The sequence below is a fragment of the Lachnoanaerobaculum sp. genome (assembly GCF_057250505.1).
This window is the reverse complement of the sequence record NZ_DBHIEQ010000017.1, coordinates 36365-60245: the sequence shown is the minus strand read 5'-3', so window position 1 is coordinate 60245 and position 23881 is coordinate 36365. Positions and strand designations below refer to the sequence as shown.

At 38.5% G+C, this 23881-nt stretch carries 19 protein-coding genes; 7 read left to right on the top strand and 12 right to left on the bottom strand.

The features are described from left to right. Positions 1-106: 106 nt before the first annotated feature. The 8 genes from pcp to ACO6FI_RS08480 all read right to left on the bottom strand — a co-directional run bounded on the left by pcp (position 107) and on the right by ACO6FI_RS08480 (position 7457). The gene (gene pcp / locus ACO6FI_RS08515) at positions 107-754 is read right to left on the bottom strand and encodes a pyroglutamyl-peptidase I (RefSeq protein WP_485456966.1); all 648 of its coding nucleotides are present in this window, start codon (positions 752-754) and stop codon (positions 107-109) included. A gap of 11 nt (positions 755-765) precedes the next feature. Further along, the gene (locus ACO6FI_RS08510; protein WP_485456965.1) at positions 766-1728 is read right to left on the bottom strand and encodes a DUF979 domain-containing protein; all 963 of its coding nucleotides are present in this window, start codon (positions 1726-1728) and stop codon (positions 766-768) included. Next, the gene (locus ACO6FI_RS08505; RefSeq protein ID WP_485456964.1) at positions 1728-2429 is read right to left on the bottom strand and encodes a DUF969 domain-containing protein; all 702 of its coding nucleotides are present in this window, start codon (positions 2427-2429) and stop codon (positions 1728-1730) included. The genes ACO6FI_RS08510 and ACO6FI_RS08505 overlap by 1 nt, the downstream gene beginning before the upstream one ends. Positions 2430-2634: 205 nt before the next feature. Continuing rightward, on the bottom strand, positions 2635-3615 hold the full coding sequence (locus ACO6FI_RS08500; protein WP_485456963.1) for a 2,5-dihydroxypyridine 5,6-dioxygenase NicX family protein: 981 nt from the start codon (positions 3613-3615) through the stop codon (positions 2635-2637). Between the two features lie 28 nt (positions 3616-3643). Beyond that, positions 3644-4699, bottom strand: a complete 1056-nt coding sequence (locus ACO6FI_RS08495; RefSeq protein WP_485456962.1) for a uroporphyrinogen decarboxylase family protein — start codon at positions 4697-4699, stop codon at positions 3644-3646. Further along, entirely contained in the window at positions 4696-6222 is a 1527-nt protein-coding gene (locus ACO6FI_RS08490) for an ASKHA domain-containing protein (RefSeq protein WP_485456961.1), read from the bottom strand. The genes ACO6FI_RS08495 and ACO6FI_RS08490 overlap by 4 nt, the downstream gene beginning before the upstream one ends. After that, entirely contained in the window at positions 6209-6808 is a 600-nt protein-coding gene (locus tag ACO6FI_RS08485; protein WP_485456960.1) for a hypothetical protein, read from the bottom strand. Before ACO6FI_RS08485 ends, ACO6FI_RS08490 begins: the two co-directional genes overlap by 14 nt. A gap of 1 nt (position 6809) precedes the next feature. After that, a complete protein-coding gene (locus ACO6FI_RS08480; RefSeq protein ID WP_485456959.1) occupies positions 6810-7457 on the bottom strand; it encodes a cobalamin B12-binding domain-containing protein in 648 nt (215 codons plus the stop codon). Between the two features lie 173 nt (positions 7458-7630). On the opposite strand from ACO6FI_RS08480, the gene ACO6FI_RS08475 reads away from it, so the two are divergent. The 3 genes from ACO6FI_RS08475 to ACO6FI_RS08465 are packed head-to-tail and all read left to right on the top strand — an operon-like array spanning position 7631 to position 10620. Next, a complete protein-coding gene (locus ACO6FI_RS08475) occupies positions 7631-8899 on the top strand; it encodes an ABC transporter substrate-binding protein (protein ID WP_485456958.1) in 1269 nt (422 codons plus the stop codon). Continuing rightward, positions 8871-9782 (top strand): carbohydrate ABC transporter permease, encoded by a 912-nt coding sequence (locus tag ACO6FI_RS08470; RefSeq protein ID WP_485456957.1) that lies wholly within the window; start codon positions 8871-8873, stop codon positions 9780-9782. The genes ACO6FI_RS08475 and ACO6FI_RS08470 overlap by 29 nt, the downstream gene beginning before the upstream one ends. 1 nt (position 9783) lies before the next feature. Continuing rightward, entirely contained in the window at positions 9784-10620 is an 837-nt protein-coding gene (locus ACO6FI_RS08465; RefSeq protein ID WP_485456956.1) for a carbohydrate ABC transporter permease, read from the top strand. On the opposite strand, the gene ACO6FI_RS08460 is transcribed toward ACO6FI_RS08465, so the two are convergent. The 3 genes from ACO6FI_RS08460 to ACO6FI_RS08450 are packed head-to-tail and all read right to left on the bottom strand — an operon-like array spanning position 10621 to position 15641. Then, on the bottom strand, positions 10621-13398 hold the full coding sequence (locus ACO6FI_RS08460) for an Hsp70 family protein (RefSeq protein WP_485456955.1): 2778 nt from the start codon (positions 13396-13398) through the stop codon (positions 10621-10623). Continuing rightward, positions 13395-14480, bottom strand: coding sequence for a hypothetical protein (locus ACO6FI_RS08455; protein ID WP_485456954.1), 1086 nt, complete (start codon positions 14478-14480; stop codon positions 13395-13397). The genes ACO6FI_RS08460 and ACO6FI_RS08455 overlap by 4 nt, the downstream gene beginning before the upstream one ends. A 12-nt stretch (positions 14481-14492) precedes the next feature. Continuing rightward, on the bottom strand, positions 14493-15641 hold the full coding sequence (locus tag ACO6FI_RS08450; RefSeq protein ID WP_485456953.1) for an MBL fold metallo-hydrolase: 1149 nt from the start codon (positions 15639-15641) through the stop codon (positions 14493-14495). Between the two features lie 307 nt (positions 15642-15948). Here ACO6FI_RS08450 and ACO6FI_RS08445 point away from each other — a divergent pair, with 307 nt between their 5' ends. The 4 genes from ACO6FI_RS08445 (at position 15949) to ACO6FI_RS08430 (ending at position 19846) form a co-directional block, all read left to right on the top strand. Further along, positions 15949-17256, top strand: coding sequence for a sugar ABC transporter substrate-binding protein (locus ACO6FI_RS08445; RefSeq protein WP_485456952.1), 1308 nt, complete (start codon positions 15949-15951; stop codon positions 17254-17256). A gap of 75 nt (positions 17257-17331) precedes the next feature. Further along, positions 17332-18198: a carbohydrate ABC transporter permease gene (locus ACO6FI_RS08440; RefSeq protein ID WP_485456951.1), complete on the top strand. Its 867-nt coding sequence runs from the start codon at positions 17332-17334 to the stop codon at positions 18196-18198. A 2-nt stretch (positions 18199-18200) separates the two neighbouring features. Then, complete coding sequence (locus tag ACO6FI_RS08435) at positions 18201-19040, top strand: carbohydrate ABC transporter permease (RefSeq protein WP_485456950.1); 840 nt, start codon at positions 18201-18203, stop codon at positions 19038-19040. Next, the gene (locus tag ACO6FI_RS08430) at positions 19040-19846 is read left to right on the top strand and encodes an acyltransferase domain-containing protein (RefSeq protein WP_485456949.1); all 807 of its coding nucleotides are present in this window, start codon (positions 19040-19042) and stop codon (positions 19844-19846) included. Before ACO6FI_RS08435 ends, ACO6FI_RS08430 begins: the two co-directional genes overlap by 1 nt. A gap of 197 nt (positions 19847-20043) precedes the next feature. Here ACO6FI_RS08430 and rpoC read toward each other — a convergent pair whose 3' ends face one another. Beyond that, complete coding sequence (gene rpoC, locus ACO6FI_RS08425; protein WP_485456948.1) at positions 20044-23874, bottom strand: DNA-directed RNA polymerase subunit beta'; 3831 nt, start codon at positions 23872-23874, stop codon at positions 20044-20046. Positions 23875-23881 lie beyond the last annotated feature (7 nt).

Sequence of the window (23881 nt, the reverse complement as noted above, 5' to 3'; positions counted from 1 at the left end):
AGTAATAATGGGGCTTTCAGCCACTTTCATGGCGTTGACATGAATAATCTAGGTTTATTTAAAAAAACCTGCCTTGGATTTCCAAAACAGGTTTTGTAAAAGTTATTTAAAACTCTTTTCCTCCGTTTACATCTATATCACCGTCAAAGTGCTTATCAATGGCGGATATAGCCGCTTCAAGTCCTCTTCTTATATCATCAAGTGCCATATAAGGAGCTACAGGTGTCCTTCTTGCTACCTGCTCAGGTATAAAAGGCACATGTGTAAATCCTCCCTTGATATGAGGATACTTCTTTGCAAGTGTATAAAGCACACCGTACATTAGATGATTGCATACAAATGTTCCTGCAGAGTTTGAAACGGCTGCCGGAAGATTGACATCTCTTATTGCCTCTACCATCGCCTTTATCGGTAATGTAGTAAAGTATGCGTTCTCTCCGTCTTCAAATATCTTCTTGTCTATAGGTTGATTGCCCTCGTTATCTGCGATTCTGGCGTCATCTATATTGATTGCCACTCTCTCAGGTGTTATTTCATATCTTCCGCCTGCCTGTCCGATACAAAGTACCACATCAGGCTGTGTACTTTCAATAGCTGTTGCCACCGCCTCTATGGACTTTCCGAAGACTGTCGGTACTTCAAGCTTTATAACATCAAATCTTCCTATTTTCTCTGATACCAATCTAACCGCCTCAAGTGCAGGATTGATTGCATCCCCGCCAAACGGGTCAAAGGCTGTCAATAATAATCTCATAACTGTCCTTTCTATCTGAACGCACATATATACATCAAAATAATATGTGCTATAAGCATTGCTATTGCATACGGCAATTGCATCTTTATTATACCATATTTGTTTTTCGTCTCAAGTAGCGCCGCAGGCATAATATTGAAGTTTGCCGCCATAGGTGTCATCAAAGTACCGCAATAACCTGCCGTAAGACCCATAGCACCTACTACCAAAGGATTTGCTCCCTGATTGATAAGGAAAGGAATACCTATACCTACAGTAATAACCGAGAATGCGGCAAAGCCGTTTCCCATAATGGCTGTAAAAATTGCCATTGCAAGGCAGTATACTATAACCGCAATAAGTCTGTTGTTATGTGGAATTACCATCTCAATTCCCTTTGCAATAACATCACCTACTCCGGCAGCTGTAAACAATGCACCGAGTGCCGCCAATACCTGTGGCAAAAGTCCTACAGGACCTATATTGTCCATAAGTCTTGTTCCGTCCTTTACGGCATACTCTTTCTTTGAACCTGTTACTGCAAATACAACTATCAATGCAATTATCGCCGAAAGTCCTACAGCATTGTTTGCACCGAGCTTTTTCCAAACCGTAGCGATAATCCATGCACTGAGTGCAAGCACTAAAGGTGCGATAAAAATCTTATTTCCAAGTTTGTTCGCATTAGCTCTTGTCTCCTCGGCTGTAGGCACATCACTGGCGCTCTGTCCCACCTTACCTATAGCTGTAAGTATCGCCATAAGCACTACACATATTCCTGTTATAAACTTAGGTACATAAGGACCTGCTATAAATGTAAATGCCACAACAAACCAAAATAATGCACTTGTATTTCTGTTTGCAAACTGCTTGTCGGCAAGTGCTTTTAATCCTACAAGGATGAAAACTATACCTATGATTATAAAGAAAATCTCTGCAACAATTTTTGACATACCCCATGTTGCAATCTCAGAAAGTTTTAATACACTGTCCATTATTTACCCCCCAATGCTTTTTCAAGTTTTCTGTCATAAATGATGAAATATATAATTCCGAGTATTACAGAAACTATAGCAATAGGAATAGACCACATAGCTATTCCGAGTACGTCTACAGGCACAGGATTACCGTCCTTCATTACATTGACTCCCTGCTCTGTAAGTGTACTTACTATAAGGAGTGTACCTGAAGCACCGAGGAAACAGTTCTGTCCGAAAAAGTTTCCGAAGTTTTCAACGCCGGCACAAAGTCCTTTGATGTCGTCCTCCACATCCTCACTAAGCTCTCCGTACTTTGCTACAGCCGCACCTCTTGACATTGGATGTATAAGAGGTCTGATAAACTGTATATGTCCACCTATACGAAGCGATGTAGCCGCTGCAAACACACGGATTGCAAGATAAAGTGACAAAATCCTTCCTGTAGTGGCATTTGCAATCTTCTTTATCAAATCTACAGCCTTATCCTTAAGTCCGTATCTCTCACAAATACCTATTGCAGGCAGTGCAAGTACAAAAAGTGTAGATATTCTCTGTGAAATAAATGCATTTCCCAGCACCGTAAGAATATCCAAAGGCGACATTCCTGCTACGAAACCTGTTATAATTCCCGCAACCACTACCGTAGCCAGTGTGTCCAGTTTCAAAGCAAGACCTACTATTACTACCAGCACACCAATCAGTTTTAAAATCTCCATATGCTTCTCACTTTCTATTATTTTCGGAAAATATCAAAATGCTCAGTCACTGCTTAATGTAAAAAATGATATATTCCCATAACAAACAAAACTATATATTTATGGATAAATATATGGTTCTTTATGTATATAATAGAATATTCGCTGTTAAAATGCAATATTTGATTACAATTTACTTACGATAATAGTATGAATATTTTAAGGTTTATATAATAAACTCCCCATTCTCCATTATAACAACTTCATCAACAAATATATCGGGGCTGTGTGTAACAATATCAAAATGTCCCCTTGCCTCATGCATTCCGCCAAGTGCGATATTTCTTCCAAACCCTATATGAAATGTGCCGTATGCAGACTCATCCTCAATATAGCAAATACCGTCACATTTTGACTTTGTATTAAGTCCGATACCAAGTTCCGCAGCACAATAAATCTCCTTGTCACCGAAACTCTCCATATACTTTTTTAATCTGAGAGCATCCTCTCCGCCGTTTATCTCTACCAAGTAGCCGGCTTCAAATATCAGCTCTATCGGTTCGCTTATTTTCCCAAGATAACCAAGTGAACCGTCAGCTATGACTCTGCCTTTTGTCGCAGTCTCTACAATCGGTACATACACCTCAAAACTTGAAGAGTCAATCTTACCCTTTCTTGTACAACTTCCTGCAAATATGCCTGCATTTCTGTTCTTTGTAGAAAAAGCAACATTTGTTCCTTTCTTTGTTTTTACCACAACCTCTTTAGCGTCCGTTATACTCTGTGCTACAGACTTTCCCATTTTCTTTGCCTGCTTCGGGCTCATCCTTATAAATTCTCTTTCAAATATACAACTTCCGTCGTTTGTATGCATAGGAAAAGACAAAAATCTCGAGCCTTTTTTCAGTGCAAACTCCACAGCCTCCGTAGTTACAAATGAATAATGTGTAGCACCCACTATCACATCCGAGTAGTACATGGTGTTCTTCATCTTATCTATCACCTCTCCGGACTGCACTCCGTCCAAAGAGAGTATACTTATCTTCGGAACAACTCCGCATTCAAAGGCTGCCAGCTCAAAAATATCAGCCTCTTTTACATGGCTTTCATCGGTTATAAAGTGTATCACTTCACTTTCCTTTGCCTCCAACCAGTTTTGAATAATACATCTGGCACCTGCCAAGGCATTTTCCCTATCTTTTATCATAATATATTCCAATCCGCAAATTTTATGTTTATATCATGATACCATATTTTCTGCCTGTGTCCAAAAACATATCAATCTTCTCATCTGTCGTAACCAAAGGAAGATTACATCCGGGAGCAAGCATAAATCCATTTTTACACTTTCTCCCTGCAAGTATACATTTTTTTACTTCTCTTTCTATATCAGTTTTGCTACCGTTACATATAGTGGCTACAGGAGCCACATTACCTGCAATCATCTTTGAATCTGCAAAAAACTCACAAGTCTCGTCAATGTCCATTTCATTGTCCACACTGAAAACGCCGATATCCAACTCCTTTATATACTCCCATATTTTTCTTGTATTGCCGCAGATATGATAGCTTGGTGCTCTGCCCGACTTTTCTTTTATATATGAGCTTATCTCAACAGTATACGGATATGCGAAATCTTTGTACATCTTCGGGCTTATCATAGTACATGACGCTATAGGGTCAGCCATAGAAAATCCCACATCAAGTGCCGAAAACTTATCAACAACATATTTTACATTCTCTGTGATATACCTTAGAAAAATATGTACTTTATCAGGCGATTTTATCATTGCTTTTAAAAGCTTATCCGTTCCCAGTACAAATCCTGCCAATGTTATAGGACCTGAAACCGAAACACCTACACCGCAAAACCCTTCTGCAATCTCTCTAAGTCTTGCAGTTACATTATAGTACATTCTGAGACTTCCGCTATCAAGTGTAATATCTTTAAGCTTCTCCACCTCTTCTATACTGTCTATCGGATGCTTTTCCACATAAATTAAACCCTGCTCAGGATAGTGAGGCACAATTCCCATTGCTTCCGCTATACCGTACGCATTCGGACCGACTCCCATACCGTCAAGTCCGAATCTGTTCACAGCTTCCACATCACCCATAACAAGATTATCTTCATTTCTCCAATATTGTCTTGTATTCTTGCCTATAAGCCTCGCCTTTATCTCGCCTAAAAAAGGATCCATCATTATTCTATCATAATCTCTTTTTTCGGCAATTGCCCTTGCTCTTTCATCGGGTGTCATCTTATCATTTTTGTGAATCTTAAGTTTCATATATTTTCTCCGTTAAATCTCAAAGCCTTTGCAAAAATCCTGTCATAATTATCAATCCTTGAAAGCTCAAAAAATTCGGTTTTATTTGAGAGTAAACTCATATCCTCTATTGCATATTTATCTAAAAGTGCCGTATATGCCCCTGCCAATGCAGTATTTCCAAGGTATTCAACCTTATCAAAAAATTCAATCGGTAAAAGTCCGACACAAAAGAAAGAATCTACACTAATATACTTACCGAACTGACCTGCAATATATACCTTCGATATATCCTTTAATTCAAGCTTTGCTTTACTTACAAGTGCCAAAATCCCTGACAATATCGCACCCTTTGCCAGTTGTACCTGTCTTATATCTTTAGATGTAAAATATATATCATCCGATATCTTTATAAAAGGTTTATCTGATTTATCAAAGGCTATAAAATCATATGCTTTCTTTTGATTTTCAATATCTATAGCTCCCCTAACGTTTATAATATTATTTTTAAGAAGCTCTCTGACCATTGCAAGTACTCCGCTTCCGCATATACCTACAGCAGCTCTATTTCCGACAGTTGTATAGCTTAATTTATTTTCATCAATGCAAAAATTATCTATAGCACCTTCTCCCGCTCTCATACCGCATGATATATTCATGCCTTCAAGTGCAGGTCCTGTGGCACATGAGGTCGCAAGTAACTTATTTCCGGATTTCAAAATCATTTCACCGTTGGTTCCTATATCTATAAAGAGTACATTTTTATTATCCTTACATAATACGCTTGCATACACTCCTGCAACTATATCCGAACCTACAAAACCTGATATATGAGGCAATGTTGTGACTTTTGCATCTGATTTTATTCCGATATCTGAGGCTGCCACACTCCTACTCTTTGTAAATACAGGTGAGAAAGGATATTTTCCAAGGCCTTCCACACTCTCACCCAATAAAATATGGCACATAACTGTATTTGCCGCCACAGTTATTTCTGCTATATCTTCTCCGACCTTACCTGTATCAGCCTGCAATTTATCTATAAGCATATTTAAAGTATGCACAATACTCTTTTGAAGCTTAAAAAACCCGTCAACATTTTCCATGGTATATGCAATCCTGCTCATTACATCAAATCCGAATGCGATTTGTGAATTTATATCCGACGCTTTTGCTATTATAGCGGCATTGCTCAAGTCTATAAGTTCCATAGCTACTGTCGTGGTACCTATATCTATAGCTATACCGTATTTATCACATATATTTGTATGACTCACCTTCGGCATAAAACCGTCCACAAGTACTACACTGCCGGTGCTTTCTTTAATATCCTTTAATATAATCTCTTTGTCACATTCATCCACAGAGTGCATACATGCAAGTCTGTATCCTGCATCTATATCTTTATCACCCAGCACTTTTCTTTCGCCTTCAAAGGCTTTCAGATTTCCGATTTTTATTTTACATTTTCCGCAAATTCCAAGTCCGTTGCAGGCGGCATCCAAACATATATTATTTTCTCTCAAAAAATCAAGTATTGTCATACCGCTCCCATCTAAGTACTGTGATTTCATCCACTTTTCCCAAAAAATGTATACATTTACAGGCCGTCACTGTATCCACACTCTCAAAAAGTATGGCCTCAAGCAGTGAATCATACGCTTTAGAAAGTCTTACATTTTTAAACTCAATACAAAGCTCACAATAGTTGTAGAGTAAAAAACTTAATCTTGGACAAATATGAATATGTCCGCCATATTTCTCACACAGTTTTTTTAACCTGACAAGAAAGTCTGTAAATATTTTTTTAATATAAATCCTTGCACCTCTCTCTCCCAAAAATTTCATTCCTGAAAGAGGGTCTGCAAGGCTTATTATCTTATACCCGCTATTCAAGGCATTCTTTGCTTCATCTATAAGTCCGTCAACCACGGTATCTAATTTGATTTGCAATTTTAATCTTGTATAATCTTTCAGGCTGTTATATTTTAAGATATACCTGTATATAAGATTAAGTGCGTTTTCATTGTCAAAGCATTGCAATATTCCGTCAAGCTCATATACATTTTTATTATATAAACTGTTATTTTCAAATATCTCTACATTACAATCACATAAATCTGCCGTCATATCAGTTTAACCCGCAAAGTCTCTTTGCAACATTTACAGCTTCTATTGCATTGTCCGAATATGCGTCAGCACCTATCTGAATTGCAAAACTTTTTGTAACGGGGCCTCCGCCTACCATAATCTTTACACTGTCACGATACCCACATTCTACAAGCCCATCTATTACTTTTTTCATACCGTACATGGTCGTAGACATAAGTGACGACATACATACAAGACTTGCCTTATTATCTATGGCCGCCTTTATAAAATCTTTTGCCGCCACATCCTTGCCAAGGTCAATCATATCAAATCCCGCCGTTTCAAGCATTATCTTTACCAGATTTTTACCTATATCATGTGTATCACCATCTATTACACCTATTACCGCCTTTGTCTTTTTTTCAGTATCTTTTTTTATTTCAGCCTTTAATACATCTATTCCGGCATACATCGCATCGGCACATAAAAGCAATTCGGCGATATAGTACTCTTCCTCATCATAAAGCTTTCCGGCCTCTTTCATTCCAACTGTAAGCCCGTCAAGTATACCGTCTTTTGCCGGATATCCCGCTTCAAGATACGCTCTTGCTACATCCTTTATCTTTTCATCTTCCATATCTTTAACATATTCTGCAAGTAACTTTAACAGTTCATCTTTACTTTTCATAATCTTAATATACCTTTCTCAGAATATTTTAATATAAAATCACAGATATAATTATATATTTTTCAAATAAATCATTGCATTATATTGTTTTTTTCAATACAGATAGATGTTATTTATACTATTTGTTATAATTTACTCCGTCTAATACAAAAGAAAGGTTATAAATAATAATTATGAAAAAAATCTTATCATTCGGTCTTGTAAGTATGATGCTTGCAGGTACATTACTTACAGGGTGTTCATCTTCACAAAAAACGGATGACACTCAGTCAACTGCCGCTTCCTTAGAGTCCACATCCGCTACATCAACAGATTCCAAAACTTTAAAACTGCTTGTACCGGGCTATGACAGCGGATATTTGAAGAAGGAACTTGACGCCGGTATTTCAGGATTTGAGAAGGCAAATGAGGGTGTTAAGGTGGCGATAGTCTCTGTAGGTTGGGACGAACTCAACTCAAAAATTGTCTCACTGTATCAAGCCGGTGACGCACCTGATATAATGCTTACAGGTTCAAGAACATTAAAGCAACTTGCTACACTGGGTATCGCAGAAGATCTCAGTTCTCATATAACTGATGATTTCAAAAAAGACAGAGTTGAATCAGTACTGGCAACCGGAACTGTAGACGGAAAGCAATACGGTATACCTATGGCGTTTTCATCAAGAGCGCTTTATTACCGAAGCGACCTTATAGAGACTCCGCCTACCAATTGGGATGAACTTTTGTCCGTCGCAAAGGATGTGCATTCAAAAAATCCCGACATATACGGATTTTCCATACCTACAGATATTACAAGCGGTACAGACGAACTTCTGAACTTTATATATCAAAACGGAGGTGCTCTTGTAGATGACAAGGGTGAAATAACCTTTGACACTTCACAAAATGTAGCTACACTTGAGTACCTGAAAAAATTCAATGATGAAAAACTTGTTCCCGATGTTGTAAGCACTGCAAGAGAAGACCAGGCCACATTATTTGCAAACGGCAATCTTGCAATGTTTGTATCAGGACCTTGGGAGAAGGAAACCCTTGATAAGGCGGCTGATAAATCACCTTATAAGGTTGCAATACTTCCTGCAGGCAAGAAACAGGCCGAGACTTTGGTAACCGACTCCTATGTTATCTCAAGTATCAGTAAGAACAAAGACTTGGCTTGGAAGTTTGTTGAATTTATGGGGCAGCCTGAATATCAAAGACCTGTTTCAGAAGCCTTCGGTTGGTTCCCGATACTGAAAGAAGAGTTTAATGACGAAAGATTCAAAAGTGAATTTATGCAACCGTTTGCAGCAAGCATAGAGTATGGAATCAGTGAACCGCAGGTGGCTGACTGGGACAGCTTTAACAAAGCATTCCTTACCGCAGTGCAAAAAACTCTTACCGGTGAGATGGGAGCAAAAGAGGCGTTAGATGAGGCACAGTCACAAGTTGCACAATAGACATGGAATCTTCCCAAATATAAAAAAAGACTTTCAACCGTATATATTGCTGTTGCCTTTACTTATATCAGTAGCATTACTGTTTGGATACCCGATATATCATATTATATCGGGGTCTTTTTATAAGATTGCAATCATAGACGGTCACAGAAGTTTTATAGGCTTTGACAATTTCAAAAAAATATTCAATTCAAAATACCTGCTGCCTACATTATCACTTACATTCAGGTATACCGCTTTTACACTGTTTTTAAAGCTCTCGCTGGGTTTTATAACTGCATTATTTTTAAGCAGTGATATGTACTTTTCAAAGGTATTGAAGTTTCTGACGCTGCTTCCATGGGCTATGCAGCAGGTAGCTGTTGCTGTTGTATGGAAGTGGATTTTTGACGGAAACTACGGCTATCTTAATTTTTATCTTCAAAAATTCGGACTGATACATGAAAATATAAGTTTTCTCTCAAGTCCTACAGCGGCCTTTTTTGCCGCATCTTTTGTAGATGCTTGGCTTGGTATCCCTATGGTAGCTATGATATTTATATCCGGACTTTCAAATATTAACCCTTCACTGTATGAAAGTGCCAAAATAGACGGTGCCTGTGTTTTCATGCGTTTTATCCATATAACCTGCCCTTGTATAAAAAGAGTATTCTTTGTCACATTAACACTTGTAGGTATATGGACATTTAACTCTTTTAATGTAATCTTTGTGCTGACAGGCGGAGGACCGATGAGAAGTACCGAAACACTTATGCTCAAGATATATGAAGAAGCCTTCTCTAAGTTTGAACTCGGTGTTGCATACGCTCTGTCTTGTCTTGTTGTAAGTATTTTATTTATATTTACCTTTATTTACTGTTCAATGAATAAAGAGGATACTTAAAATGATTTTAAAAAAGAAAATTTTCAAACTTATAAGGACAATTGTATACTCTACATTTGTTTTTGTTTTTATAAGTCCGCTGCTTATTATGATAAATACCTCTCTGAAAAAATATGAGGATATCAGAAAATGGCCGCCTACATGGTTTAACGGTCCTCTTGAGTGGAATAATTATAAAACTGTATTATTTGGTGAAAAGAGCATACTGCCTTCACTTTTTAACAGTTTTTATATATCTTTTGTGTCGGCACTTATTTGTATATTTTTAAGTATATTAGCCGCCTATGCCCTTGCCGGATACAGCTTCAGACTTAAAAGGGCGGTACTTCTGACAGTTATTTTTACGCAGATGTTTTCAGAGGTTATACTGGCATCTCCTATATACATCTTATTCAAAAAGTTCGGACTTTTAGACACCAAACAGGCTCTTATTATAGCCAATGTGGCGGTATGCCTGCCTATGAGTCTTTGGTTGTTGTATTCATATATTAAAGCTATACCAAAAACACTTGAGGAGGCAGCATGGGTGGACGGTGCCACAAGGCTTGAGGGAGTCAGATTTATAGTGGCTCCTTTGATGCTGCCCGGCATAATAACTACAGGGCTTTTTGCATTCATCAGAGCCTATGATGATTTACTTTTTGCAAGAACTTTTATACTCTCACCAAAAAACAGAACCATAGCAACAGCACTTACAGACTATCAGTCGCTTTATAAAACCACTTGGGAAACTCAGATGGCTGCAAGTGTTGTCTCTATGATTCCTACAATTATTATATTTATTTTTATACAAAAGTTTTTGATAAAGGGGTTAATCGGTGAAAGTATAAAGGGTTGATTATATATTCAACTTGGTCAGCAGGAATTTTTCCTCATAGCTGTCAAGTGAATCACCGTTTATCATCTTTGTGACTATATCAATCATCTTTTCATCCTTCATCACTGTACTTGGTGAATAGACATACTTGATATCTCTGACGGTCTTTAGCGCATAGTCGATTATTGTATCTTCAATATCGGAAGCTTCCGTTCTGCTGTCACATATCCAACCGATTGCAATGATGCAGCTTGTAAGCGCCTCTTCACTCAGCTTTCCGGATATTATGATATTGCACATATTCTTTACTATCTTGCCTCTTGCCGAGCTTGAAAGTATCTCTGTACCTGAATCGGATTTTCTGAGTGCTATTCCTATTGCATAGGCACTGAACTGAATATTGTTGCCGGCTCCCTTTAAGCTCTTTTTGGCGTTAGCCTCAAATTCATCCTGAATCCACTGCAAATCCGACCTTGTCTTTGCATGAGTGTAAAGACAGGCCTGTAAATATCTGGAATTGGAGTGTAGCGCCGAGAGCTTACTGAGCTGGTCCATACTGCCGCACATACCCAAAGTATATATAGCCTGAATATTTGTGGAAATCTTCGGTCCTCCTGTAATTGAAAATCCGCTGATTTCAGTACTTATTTGGCTCATGCAAAGTTTTGAAAGCTTTCTTTTTTCATCATCGCTCCAAGAATTTCCGATTTTTCTTGCTATGACAAACAATCTCTTTCTGGCTTCCTCAAGTGTGACATTTTTGAGTGCGTCAAGTATCACCTCCGCAAATTCATCTTTATTGGATGCATTGCAGATACTTGTACCGCAGGAAAAAATCCTCTTTGCAAGATTGACCTTTTCAAGTTTATTCCTACATTTCTCATAATTTTGGCACAGCTGAAGCAGATTGTTGATCTCATCTTTCGGCTGCAATTTACTGCCGGTAGGTGCCATAATCTTTGACTTGGCTCCCGACTGTTCACTACTGTCAATAGTAATCTCAGTATACCCTTCCTCAAGCTTTGATTTGCCTGCAAGGTCTTTGCTGGTCCAAGCCTTCATACTTATTACCTTGTTCTTACCCATATGTATCTTAAACGCCACATATGCACCGTTATAATACTTTTGATTGAAGGTAATATTACCGTTTGCAATAGTTCTGTATGTTCCGTCAAGATTTTTACTCTTTATAGGTACTGCTATCAGATTCTGACCGGGCTCCACTCTAAAGCCGCTCATAGTATTTGACAGGTACGGAAGTTTGGCACCTGTAGGAATAATCTCATGAACCGCACCGTTTTTTACTCCAAGGTACAAACAGTCATTTAGGATATTATCTCCCCACTCTATTGCCACCTGCGGCATAGTTCTCATCGTATTATTACTTTGAACAGATGATATCTCACCGGCTTCATTTCCAAGCATTCTCATATCATCCTTCATCTCGTCATACTTGTTCAAATAATAATGATATACGGCCGCACCTCTTGCTACCGCCTGATCCGGATCAAGCGCAACAATAGGTTCAAATCCGAAAAACTCCTTCAGTCTGTCTGTAACCATATAGAACTTGGACATTCCGCCGTTTACAATTACAGCATCTACAGATATATCATCAACATTCAGCTTTTCTGTAGCCTTTTTTAAAACATCAAGTATAGGATAAATGATATTCTTTGTATTCTTTATACTTTCAATTTTTTTATAATCTTCATATTTAAGGTCTCCTCCCATAAATACCGACAATATATCTTCCACTTCTTTTTGTGTAAATGTATCATCATAGGAGTATCCAATACCTCCCATATTTCCGCCTGTTGAAATCTCTATATCTTCATCAGGATCGTCCCATCCCGAATCGTAGTCGTCACCGCATCTTTCATTTAATTCAAGTTTGAGATGCTCCGCATATACCAAAAGCTGAGGCATTATGACCTTTGTTTCTTTCTTAAGCTTATTTACAACATCAGGGTGGCTGCCGTATTGTTTCAAATATCTTTCATACATAGCCCCCGCAATCACTTCATCAAAGTCGTCACCGCCAAGAAGCGTATATCTGTTGGTAGCTATCTCATCTACTTTTAATATCTCTTTATTATCTTCTCGCCTCTTTATCTCATGCATTGTGATATCAAGTGTGCCGCCGCCAAGGTCAAATACCAATACCCTCTTTTTCTCACTGAGATCCAAGATATGACTTGAAATTTCACCGTTATGAATCTGATTTATAAGGTCGTAAATTACGGCATTCGGCTCCGACAAAAGTACAGCTCTTTCAGTGCCGTCATCGTTTTTTACCTTAATACCTGCAAGTTCAGCCGCATCTCTTGTAGCCTTACACATAGCGGAGTCAAAGTTTGCAGGCACCGTAATTACCGCGTCCTTTATGTCCAATCTGTAAACCTTTGACGCCTCTCTGAGTAAATGCTTTAAAATCCTTGCAGAAATCTGTGCAGGAGTCTTATCCGGAATATCAGGTGACAGCCCTTCCGCAACAGACCTGCCCATCTGACTCTTTATAGACTTTGCCACAAGATGCGGACGCAAAGGGTATTGCATCTTTGCAAAATCTCCCACAAGCGGCTCGTAGTTTTTCTCCTGTCTGTAGTATACACATGACGGAAGCGTGGGCTTTTTCATAGTGGTAAGCTTAGCTTCACCCGATACGGCATTGTACATATCCACCGCTCTTGAAATCTCTACAACTTTACTTACAATATCACCGTTAGGCTTCTCATTGATAGTTGCAAGTACCGAATTGGTAGTACCAAGATCTATTCCTACACATAAATCGTTCATGACTTCACCTCCTTTACCTTAGGCCTTGAAATCTGCAAATCCTTGTCCTTATATACCCATCCCGGAGATATTACCCTCACTTTCTTGGTTTTATCACTGTCAAAAGGTGAACCCTCGTAATTACAAAACTCAATATCACAAGCACTCACTTCCTTGATTGAATCTATCTTCATCATAGGTTCTATATGACTGTCACGCACAAACTGTACAAGTTTCTTTACCATAATAAGAAGCCCGTTTATCTCTATAGGCAACTCATAATTGCTCTTTCTGAGAGCATCCACTCCCTTTCTTACCACCAAAAGCTCATCCAGTATACAACCGTACTTTTCCGAATTGAGCATAGCAAAAAAATCCGCCAGTTCCTTTACCTTGCTTGCCTCAAGCTGCTCGTCAAACTCATCTTGCAAATCCTGAAGCATTGTATTGGTTCTCTCAAGTGCACTCTCAAGCTGCTCCACTTTTCTGAGTGCCTGCTCATATGAAAGCTTATTCTTTTTCTCGGTTTGTCCGGCTCTGCTTCCGTCATTTTCATTAAAAAAGTATACATTGCGAACGGCATCCACCATATCATAGAAAAAGTACTTTGCCATTGTATTTCCAAGCAGATAAAGGCTGTTCTTATCATCAAAAATATCAATCTCAGGATAGTTTTCATATATCATTATCGCTGCAATCCTGTCCTGTGAATCGTGCTTCTTTCCGCTCTTTAGTGCCGGTTCTTTTCTAAGGCTTTCAAATTTTTCAAACTTTTCTTTCTTTCCAAGCATTGCGCCTTTAAAAAGCCTCGCAACATTGTCCGCCCATTTGAAAAGCTCTTTTCTTTCGTTCGGATTTGCCATCTTTCTGTTCCTAAAAATCCGTATAACTTCTTCGCCGGTCATATCATATCCGTAGTTACTGTTCATAAGCGTAGCCACCTTAGACGGTGCCAGGTCAAAATCACTGCATATAATAGAAAAAATCCTGCTCTCGGTGACTATTTCCTCACTTGACTTCCCGCTTTTCTTGGCTTTTCTGACCATAGCCTCATGTATGTTCTGTACAACTTCATTGATTTTTTCTTCATTGATATTTAGCATAGTTCCCCCTTATTAAAGCCTGTATACTTCTTCTTCTTCTGCAAATGTAAACTGTGTCCTACAATCCACATCCTTCATCATTTCCTGCTCAATCGTATCATCAAATACTGAATTTTCCTTGCCGCAGTGTACCACTATTGCCTGCCTGGGATTTATTCTTTTTAAAAACTGCTTCATCTCGTTAAAATCCTCATGTAATGAGAAATCAACCTTAATACTTTTATAATGACCTGCCCACTTTGTGTTCCTATCGGACGTCAAATATATATGCGGCGCAGACGGCTTCTCATCCCCCATCACTTTGTTGTACGCGTTAAGAACGGGTACTGAGAGTTTTTCCATCTTTACCACCATATCCATGATTGAGCGGTCTATATATATCGGTACTCCGGTATCATTCCAATCATTCAGTTTTTTTATAAATTCTATTCCTTTGCTAAGCTGCGGTATCTGACAAAGCAGAGATTGACGGTTATCTTTTACTGTATGGAGCACATACCCTGCCTGTTTATATATCGCATCCGACTTTTTGGTATAGTCAGGATGCTTGGCATGAAGTCCGCATATTATAACGGTATCTATTTCAACATCCTTAGGTATCATGCATCCCTGTGTCAATGAGGTATTATTCAATGAATAATCTCCTGTATACAGTATTCTTTTCTTTCCTGTTTCAAAAAGCATCATCATAGCACCGGGCATATGCCCTGCCGGATAGAATGTAACCTTGTACTTTCCAAAATCCATAGTCTGCATAAAGCTGACAGTCGCAATTCTTTCCAACAGACTTCTTGCAGCCAATCTTGTATTCTCATCTCTTGACTTACCTATAAACAGTCTGTCATAAAGCTGATATTCCGATAAAACTTTTGTGATCTCAGTCATATATACACCTGCATAGCTTGTCTGATTCATAAGCTTCAGCAAGTATCCTACATGATCCATATGTGCATGGGATATAAAGATATTGTTGATCTGTGTCATTGATTGTATAAAAGGTGTCCTTATAAGAAACTGAAAATCCGGTCCGAACTCAAGTCCGTCGTCAATGCCTATTCCCGCATCCAAGATGATATTGGCATCCCCCACTTTTAAGTAGTAGCAGCTTGCCCCCACTCTCTGTCCTCCGCCAAGAGGTATAAATATTATATCTTGTTGCATCTTCCCCCCTTTAGAAATTCACTTGTCTTATATAATTATTTTGTAAAACTGTATAAAAAATGTACGCATCTATGCCCTAATTAAAATTTTAGACATTAGTTATATAAAAGTCAACCTAAGAATTTTACAAAAAACTTGATTATTTTTGCAGGAAATATACCCTGTATAATCATTTATATATCTTTTAAATTATATTACATTATCTATCTGTTTTTTGAATATAAATAGAATTTATTGCTGTTTTTTGTTATACTTTTAAAATATTTTATAATCAAAGAAAGGATATGTACTACATATACAATAGTTTATGAAAAAAAATCTAATTGCATCAATAGGTTTAATCACATTGATGACACTGTCACTATCAGCCTGCTCAACCGATACAAAAAAGCAGACAACTACAGCAGATACCCAAAACACCTCTGATAACAGTGATGAGAGTAAAAAAGGCTCCGATTCATTAACTGTTATGATTCCTGAATGGGCAGTACCTTCAGATTCACTTATACAAGAGTTCACAAAAGAAACAGGAATAAATGTAACAATCAATCAAGTTGACTGGGATGCTATAAGGGATAAAATTTCTATAGCTTCAAGCGGTGGGGAAGCAAGCGCAGATGTTGTAGAAGTTGACTGGTCATGGGTCGGTGAATTCAATGAGGCCGATTGGCTTGAACCTCTAACTGTTGACGACTCGCTCAGGGAGGATATGACCACTCTTTCCACATTTTCTGTAGACGGGAAGATTCTTGCAATACCATATTCTAATGACTACAGAATAGCATATTATAATACAAAACAATTTGCCGAAGCCGGTATTACTCAGGCACCAAAAACATATGATGAAGTCTATACGGCAGTTAAGGCAATAAAAGATGCGGGTATCGCCGAACATCCTTATCCGCTTGTTCTTACTGCTGAGGAAAAAGCAAGTACAGGACTTATATGGACTGCATATACAATGAATGATGTAGTATTTAACGACGACGGTACATTGAACGAGTCTTCAGTGAAAGATGCTCTTAATTTTTACGATAAACTGATAAAAGAAGACCTTATTGACCCTGCCGATAAAACAGCTGACGGCGGCAAGACCTATGAGAGACTTACCGACGGTAGCGCAAGTTATTTGACCGGACCTACTTCATATATAAGTACAGTACAAAATAAAGAAAAAAGTAAGGTCGTAGGTGAGGTTACGCCTATACTTATGCCTGGAAAATCAGATACCGCAAAACACACTATGGCACTTCCTGAAGCGCTTGGAATAACAAAGTTTTCAAAAAATAAAGAAGCTGCAAGAAAATTTATAGACTGGTACACTTCAGCCGACATTCAGGAAAAGCTTAATGAAGAACTGGGAAATCTGCCGACAAGAAACTCCGTTTTGGAAAAGCTGGTTTCTGAAGGAAAAATCGAGAATCCGGGTGCTATGATAGATCAGGCAAAGCTTATTGCTTCACCTTTCCCACATGGTGTTCCTGTTTATTACAATGAAATGAGTAATGCCATATACAATGCAGTAAACGGTATGGCACTTGGAAATCTTAATGTTGATGAAGCGTTCACACAAATGAATGACAAAATTAAAGAAATTATCTCTGAAAACAAGTAACTTTTAACTTTTTTAGCTTAGTACTGATTCGATCGAAGTACTAAGCTAATATATTTTATATGAAAAATAAATACTATGAAGAAAGAAAAATTTGCTTATACATTACTCTCACCTATGCTTCTTATTATGTTTGCACTGGTGATATATCCTATAATAATTACCTTTTCATACAGTATGAAAAAATGGAAGCTCAGCAAACCTAATGCCGTTAAGTTTATAGGATTTAAAAATTATATAAACATCTTATTTTCAAAATCATTTCACAGCAGCCTGTATAATACAATATTTATACTGCTGCTTGTAGTACTTTTTACTACAATTATTTCCATAGCCGTATCACTTTTTCTCAATATAAAGGTAAGATTTTCAGGCCTGCTTCTTGCTATATCCATTATACCATGGGCAGTTCCTCCTTTTGTTAATGCACTGCTTTGGAAGTTTGTATTCTACTCAGGTTATGGTTTTTTGAATAAATTGCTGATAAATATGCGAATACTGAACTCTCCGGTTTCATGGCTTGATAATAAAATAAGCTTACTTATAATAGTTGCATTTGTAACATCGTATAGACTGATACCTTTCATGACACTGATTTGTCTGTCAGGCCGACATTCTATAAATGAGCACTTGATAGAGGCAGCCAGGATAGACGGTGCCGGAAGTATTTATATTTTTCAAAAAATCACTCTCCCGCTTATGCTTCCGTTTCTGGCTATAGGAATTACACAAACTTCAATAGGCGCAATAAATGTTTTTGATGAGATTGTAGCGCTGAACGGATATTCTGATGTAGGTAAGAGTGTTCTTATAGACAGTTATCTTACCACTTTCAGCTTTTTAGATTTCGGTAAAGGTAGTGCGTACACTTATATTGTAATGATTATGGCTATATTACTTGGTATTTTCTACATAAGAAGTTTAAATAAGGAGGTCGATTACTGAATATGAGATTATTCAAAAAGTTACTTTATATAATTGCACTGTCTATTTTCATATTATTTTATCTTGGGCCTTTCGCCTGGACATTCATTATATCGATTACACCTGATTCAATGGTCTTGGAAAAAAGCCTTAATTTTATCCCGCCGATATTAAACTTAAAAAACTATACTACACTTTTAAATTTCGGTTCAAGGCAGGGAAGTCTGTTATTTTCAGGTATAAGAAATGCAATAATATCAAGTATACTCACTATAATTATATGTATACCGATATCATTGTTATCATCATATCCTCTTAGCAGGTTTAATTTTTATGGTAGAAGCCTTATAAAGAACACATTATTGATTACCATGGCAATTCCTGTTATGGCGACTATTATACCTATATATAAGATGTTTATACAATTTAAGTTGTTAAATAATATGTACGCACTCAGTCTTGTATATGTCACATCATATCTTCCTGTTATAGTTTGGCTCATGTCAAACTACTTTGTAACTATACCTAAAGATTTAGATGAAGCTGCTATGGTTGACGGTTGTAATAAATTATCAACATTTATATATATTATACTTCCGCTTTCACTACCTTTAATAGCTACATCAATTATCATTATATTTTTAAGTACATGGAGCCAATTTCAAATACCTCTTATACTTGCTTCAAATGCTGATACAAAACCTATTGCTATCGTTACATCCGAGTTTATAACAAAGGATACTGTACATTACGGGCTAAGTGCGGCGGCAGGTATACTTGCCATAATACCGCCTGCCATAATAACTCTTATATTTAGAAAATATATAACTTCAGGAATGATGAAAGGCTCTGTAAAAGGATAATGTTAAAATTAAACTATTTTTTGAATAAATCCGGCTTTTGCCAAGATATTATAGATTATTTAAACAGTTATAACATTGAAGATTCAGAATACAATTATTGCAAAAAGCTGTTTGATGTGAATACCGATTTTTTAATAAAGCACTGTAAGCAGGATAAATATGATGAAAGTTTTTTACTAAAACTCTATGTTCTGTTTGCCTGTGATAACTTTGATATTTTTACCGATAGTTTAAATCTAAAATCAACCAATGTTACAAGCCTTTACAATAACAAGGCGGCACTTGAACAAATTTATTTTGATACCATGTCGGACATTAAAATATGGCAGGAAGTATATAGAAGGCAAACCGGTAAGATAGGGCTTACAGAAGCTTTGTGGGTTGCAAATTCAATAAAGGGTAATATATTTCGCCTCGGCAGGCTACAATTTGAGCCGGATGCTGTAGGTAATATTGTACATATACATATTCCTGAGGGCAAGAAACTTGATATTGATGATTGTAAAAGATCTATTATACTTGCCGGTAAGATTTTTTCAGAATATAAGAAATGTGACTGTTCTTCATGGCTACTAAGCCCCAATATACTTCCTCTACTGGATGAAGACAGCGGTATTCGAAAATTTCAATCACTATTCAATATAGAATATATCAACTATGACTTTCCTCAGGCAAGTCAAAGAGTGCTTGGTGAATACTCTTATAAATCAACATCGAGCCTTATTTTGAGACTAAAGGAATATATAAAAAAATACGGTGACCCCGGAATCGGCTATGGAAAATTGGACTTTAAGACGCTTTCTTAAAGTCCAAACTTTTTGTCTGATAATTTCTATACTTAAAGCTTACTATACTATTTAATATATCCTCTGAATCTCTCTTCGCTCATACCTGCTCTTTTTGCCGCATCCGAAATAATTAGGATTCCATCCCTTACAGAACCAACAAAAAAGAGACCGCCCTTTGGCAGTCTCTCTTATCTATATAACCGTAACCGGCTATTTTATTCTTCAGTATCTGTTGCTCCGTCCGTTTCTTCATCCGATACAGACTCCGCACTCTCGTCTGCAGAATCCTCTGCGTTATCTTCTACAAGCTCTTCTTTTGCAGGCTCATCTTCGTTAGACTCTTCTTGTGAAGTTTCTTCAGAAAATTCTTCCTTCTTGGTCTCTTTCTCATGTGCCTTTTCTTCCTGCTCAAGGGCTTCCTTGGCATCGGCTATAAGCTCATCCTTGATATCAAGAAGTGCAGGATCATCCTCGCTTAGGATTATTTCGTCATCTTCTCCGATTAACTCATCTGTATTCAAAGTTACATTTCTGTATCTCTTCATACCTGTACCTGCAGGTATAAGCTTACCGATAAGTACGTTTTCCTTAAGTCCGATAAGGTGATCAACCTTACCATTGATAGCGGCTTCTGTAAGAACCTTTGTAGTCTCCTGGAAGGATGCAGCTGAAAGGAATGAGTCTGTTGCAAGTGATGCCTTGGTAATACCGAGCATTACCTGCTTACCCTCTGCAGGAGTCTTACCTTCTGCAACAAGCTTCTCATTCATATCGTTGTAATCCAGAACATCCATAGAATTTCCCGGAAGTACATCCGCATCATTGTTCTCTTCTATTCTTACCTTCTTAAGCATCTGACGAACGATAACCTCGATATGCTTATCGTTGATCTCAACACCCTGAAGTCTGTAAACTCTTTGAACTTCACGAAGCATGTAATCCTGAACGGCACGAACACCCTTAATCTTGAGGATATCGTGTGGGTTTACACTACCTTCTGTAAGCTCGTCACCTGCCTCAAGCACATCACCGTTTGACACCTTGATTCTTGAACCGTATGGTATAAGATATGCCTTTGACTCGCCTGTTTCATTATTTGTAACAATAATTTCACGCTTCTTCTTGGTATCCTTAAGCTCTACAACACCGCCGAACTCTGTGATGATTGCAAGACCCTTCGGCTTTCTTGCCTCGAAAAGCTCCTCGACTCTAGGAAGACCCTGTGTGATATCTCCACCGGCAACACCTCCGGTATGGAATGTACGCATGGTAAGCTGTGTACCCGGCTCACCGATAGACTGTGCTGCAATAATACCTACAGCCTCACCTACCTGTACAGCCTGTCCTGTAGCCATGTTCGCACCGTAACATTTAGCACAAATACCTGTATGTGATTTACATGAAAGTATTGTTCTTATCTTTACGCTGTCTCTGTTAAGCTTCTCAAGCACCTTCATTACTGTAGCCGCTCTCTTCGGCGTACACATATGGTTTGCTTTGATAACAACCTCTCCTGTATCAGGATCCGTGATGGTCTCCGCAATATATCTGCCTGTGATTCTCTCTTCAAGACTCTCTATAACTTCCTTGCCGTCCGAGAATGCTTTGATTTCCATATATGGAATATCCTTGCCCTCACAGCAGTCTGTTTCACGAACTATCAAATCCTGTGAAACATCTACAAGTCTTCTTGTAAGGTATCCTGAATCGGCTGTACGAAGAGCTGTATCTGAAAGTCCTTTTCTCGCACCGTGTGCCGAGATAAAGTACTCCAAAACGTCAAGACCCTCTCTGAAGTTTGACTTGATAGGAAGCTCGATAGTATGACCTGTTGTATCCGCCATAAGACCACGCATACCTGCAAGCTGTTTTATCTGCTTATCTGAACCTCTCGCTCCTGAGTCCGCCATCATGAAGATGTTGTTGTATGCATCAAGTCCGTCAAGCAGGTCTCTTGTAAGCTGCTTATCGGTCATATCCCAAGTCTTTATAACTTCCTTGTATCTCTCTTCTTCAGTGATAAATCCACGGGCGAAGTTCTTTGCAATTCTGTCTACGGTTGCCTGTGCATTCTTTATAAGCTCAGGCTTACTTGCAGGCACAGTCATATCTGAAATGGAAACCGTCATAGAAGCAATAGTCGAATACTTGTATCCGATTGCCTTTATATCATCAAGCACTTCCGCCGTTCTTGAAAGTCCGTGTACATTGATAACCTTTTCAAGGATCTGCTTACACTGCTTTTTCTTTACAAGGAAATCAATCTCAGACTTTAATTCATTGCCCGGAATGCTTCTGTCCACAAATCCGAGGTCCTGAGGTATTATCTCATTGAATAAAAGTCTACCTACTGTAGAATCCACAGTCTCCGACAAAATCTCTCCGTTTTCAAGTTCCTTGGTCATTCTGACCTTTATCTTTGAATGCAATGTAACAATCTTGTTGTCATATGCAAGTATTGCCTCATTTACACTCTTAAAGAACTTACCTTCTCCCTTTGCTCCCGGTCTTTCCTGTGTCAGATAGTATATACCGAGTACCATATCCTGTGAAGGCACGGCAACCGGTCCGCCGTCTGAAGGCTTAAGCAGGTTGTTCGGTGAAAGAAGTAAGAATCTGCACTCGGCCTGTGCCTCTACTGAAAGAGGAAGGTGGACAGCCATCTGGTCACCGTCGAAGTCGGCATTGAAAGCGGTACATACAAGCGGATGAAGCTTGATAGCCTTACCCTCTACAAGTACAGGCTCAAATGCCTGGATACCGAGTCTGTGAAGTGTAGGCGCTCTGTTGAGCATTACAGGATGCTCTTTGATAACATCCTCAAGGATATCCCATACTTCAGTCTGCATTCTCTCTACCATCTTCTTGGCGGATTTTATATTGTGTGCGGTACCCTTTTCTACAAGCTCTTTCATTACAAAAGGCTTAAACAGCTCAATAGCCATCTCTTTCGGCAGACCGCACTGATATATCTTAAGTTCAGGCCCTACTACGATAACGGATCTTCCCGAATAGTCAACACGCTTTCCGAGGAGGTTTTGACGGAAACGTCCCTGCTTACCCTTTAACATATCCGAAAGTGACTTAAGCGCTCTGTTTCCCGGACCTGTAACAGGTCTTCCTCTTCTACCGTTATCTATAAGAGCATCTACAGCTTCCTGTAACATTCTCTTTTCGTTTCTGATAATGATATCAGGGGCACCAAGCTCCAAGAGTCTTGCAAGACGGTTGTTTCTGTTTATAATTCTTCTATATAAATCATTAAGGTCACTTGTTGCAAATCTGCCGCCGTCAAGCTGTACCATAGGTCTGATATCAGGCGGTATTACAGGCACATTTGTAAGTATCATCCACTCCGGCTTATTGCCTGAGCTTCTGAAAGCCTCCACTACATCAAGTCTCTTAATAATCTTTGCTCTTTTTTGTCCGGTTGCATCCACCAATGCTTCTCTCAGCTCTTCAGACTCTTTTTCAAGGTCTATATTCTTAAGTATTTCCAAGATGCTCTCCGCACCCATGCCGGCTCTGAATGAGCCGTAACCGTAGCTTTCGATTGCATCTCTGTACTCTCTTTCCGAAAGCACCTGCTTGTAGTTAAGAGGTGTATCTCCTCCGTCAAGTACTATATATGATGCAAAGTACAATACTTTCTCCAAGATACGAGGTGCTATATCCATGATAAGACCCATTCTTGAAGGAATACCCTTAAAGTACCAGATATGTGATACCGGAGCTGCAAGCTTTATATGACCCATACGCTCTCTACGCACGCTGGATTTTGTTACCTCTACGCCGCATCTGTCACAGACTGTGCCTTTGTAGCGTATCTTCTTGTATTTACCACAATGACATTCCCAATCCTTGCTCGGTCCGAATATTCTTTCACAGAACAGACCGTCTCTCTCCGGCTTTAATGTCCTATAGTTGATAGTCTCAGGCTTTGTAACCTCACCGTGAGACCACTGTAGTATTTTTTCAGGAGAAGCCAAACCAATCTTAATTGCATCAAAAGAAATTGGCTGATAAGCATCATTGTTTTCAGGCATAAAATTT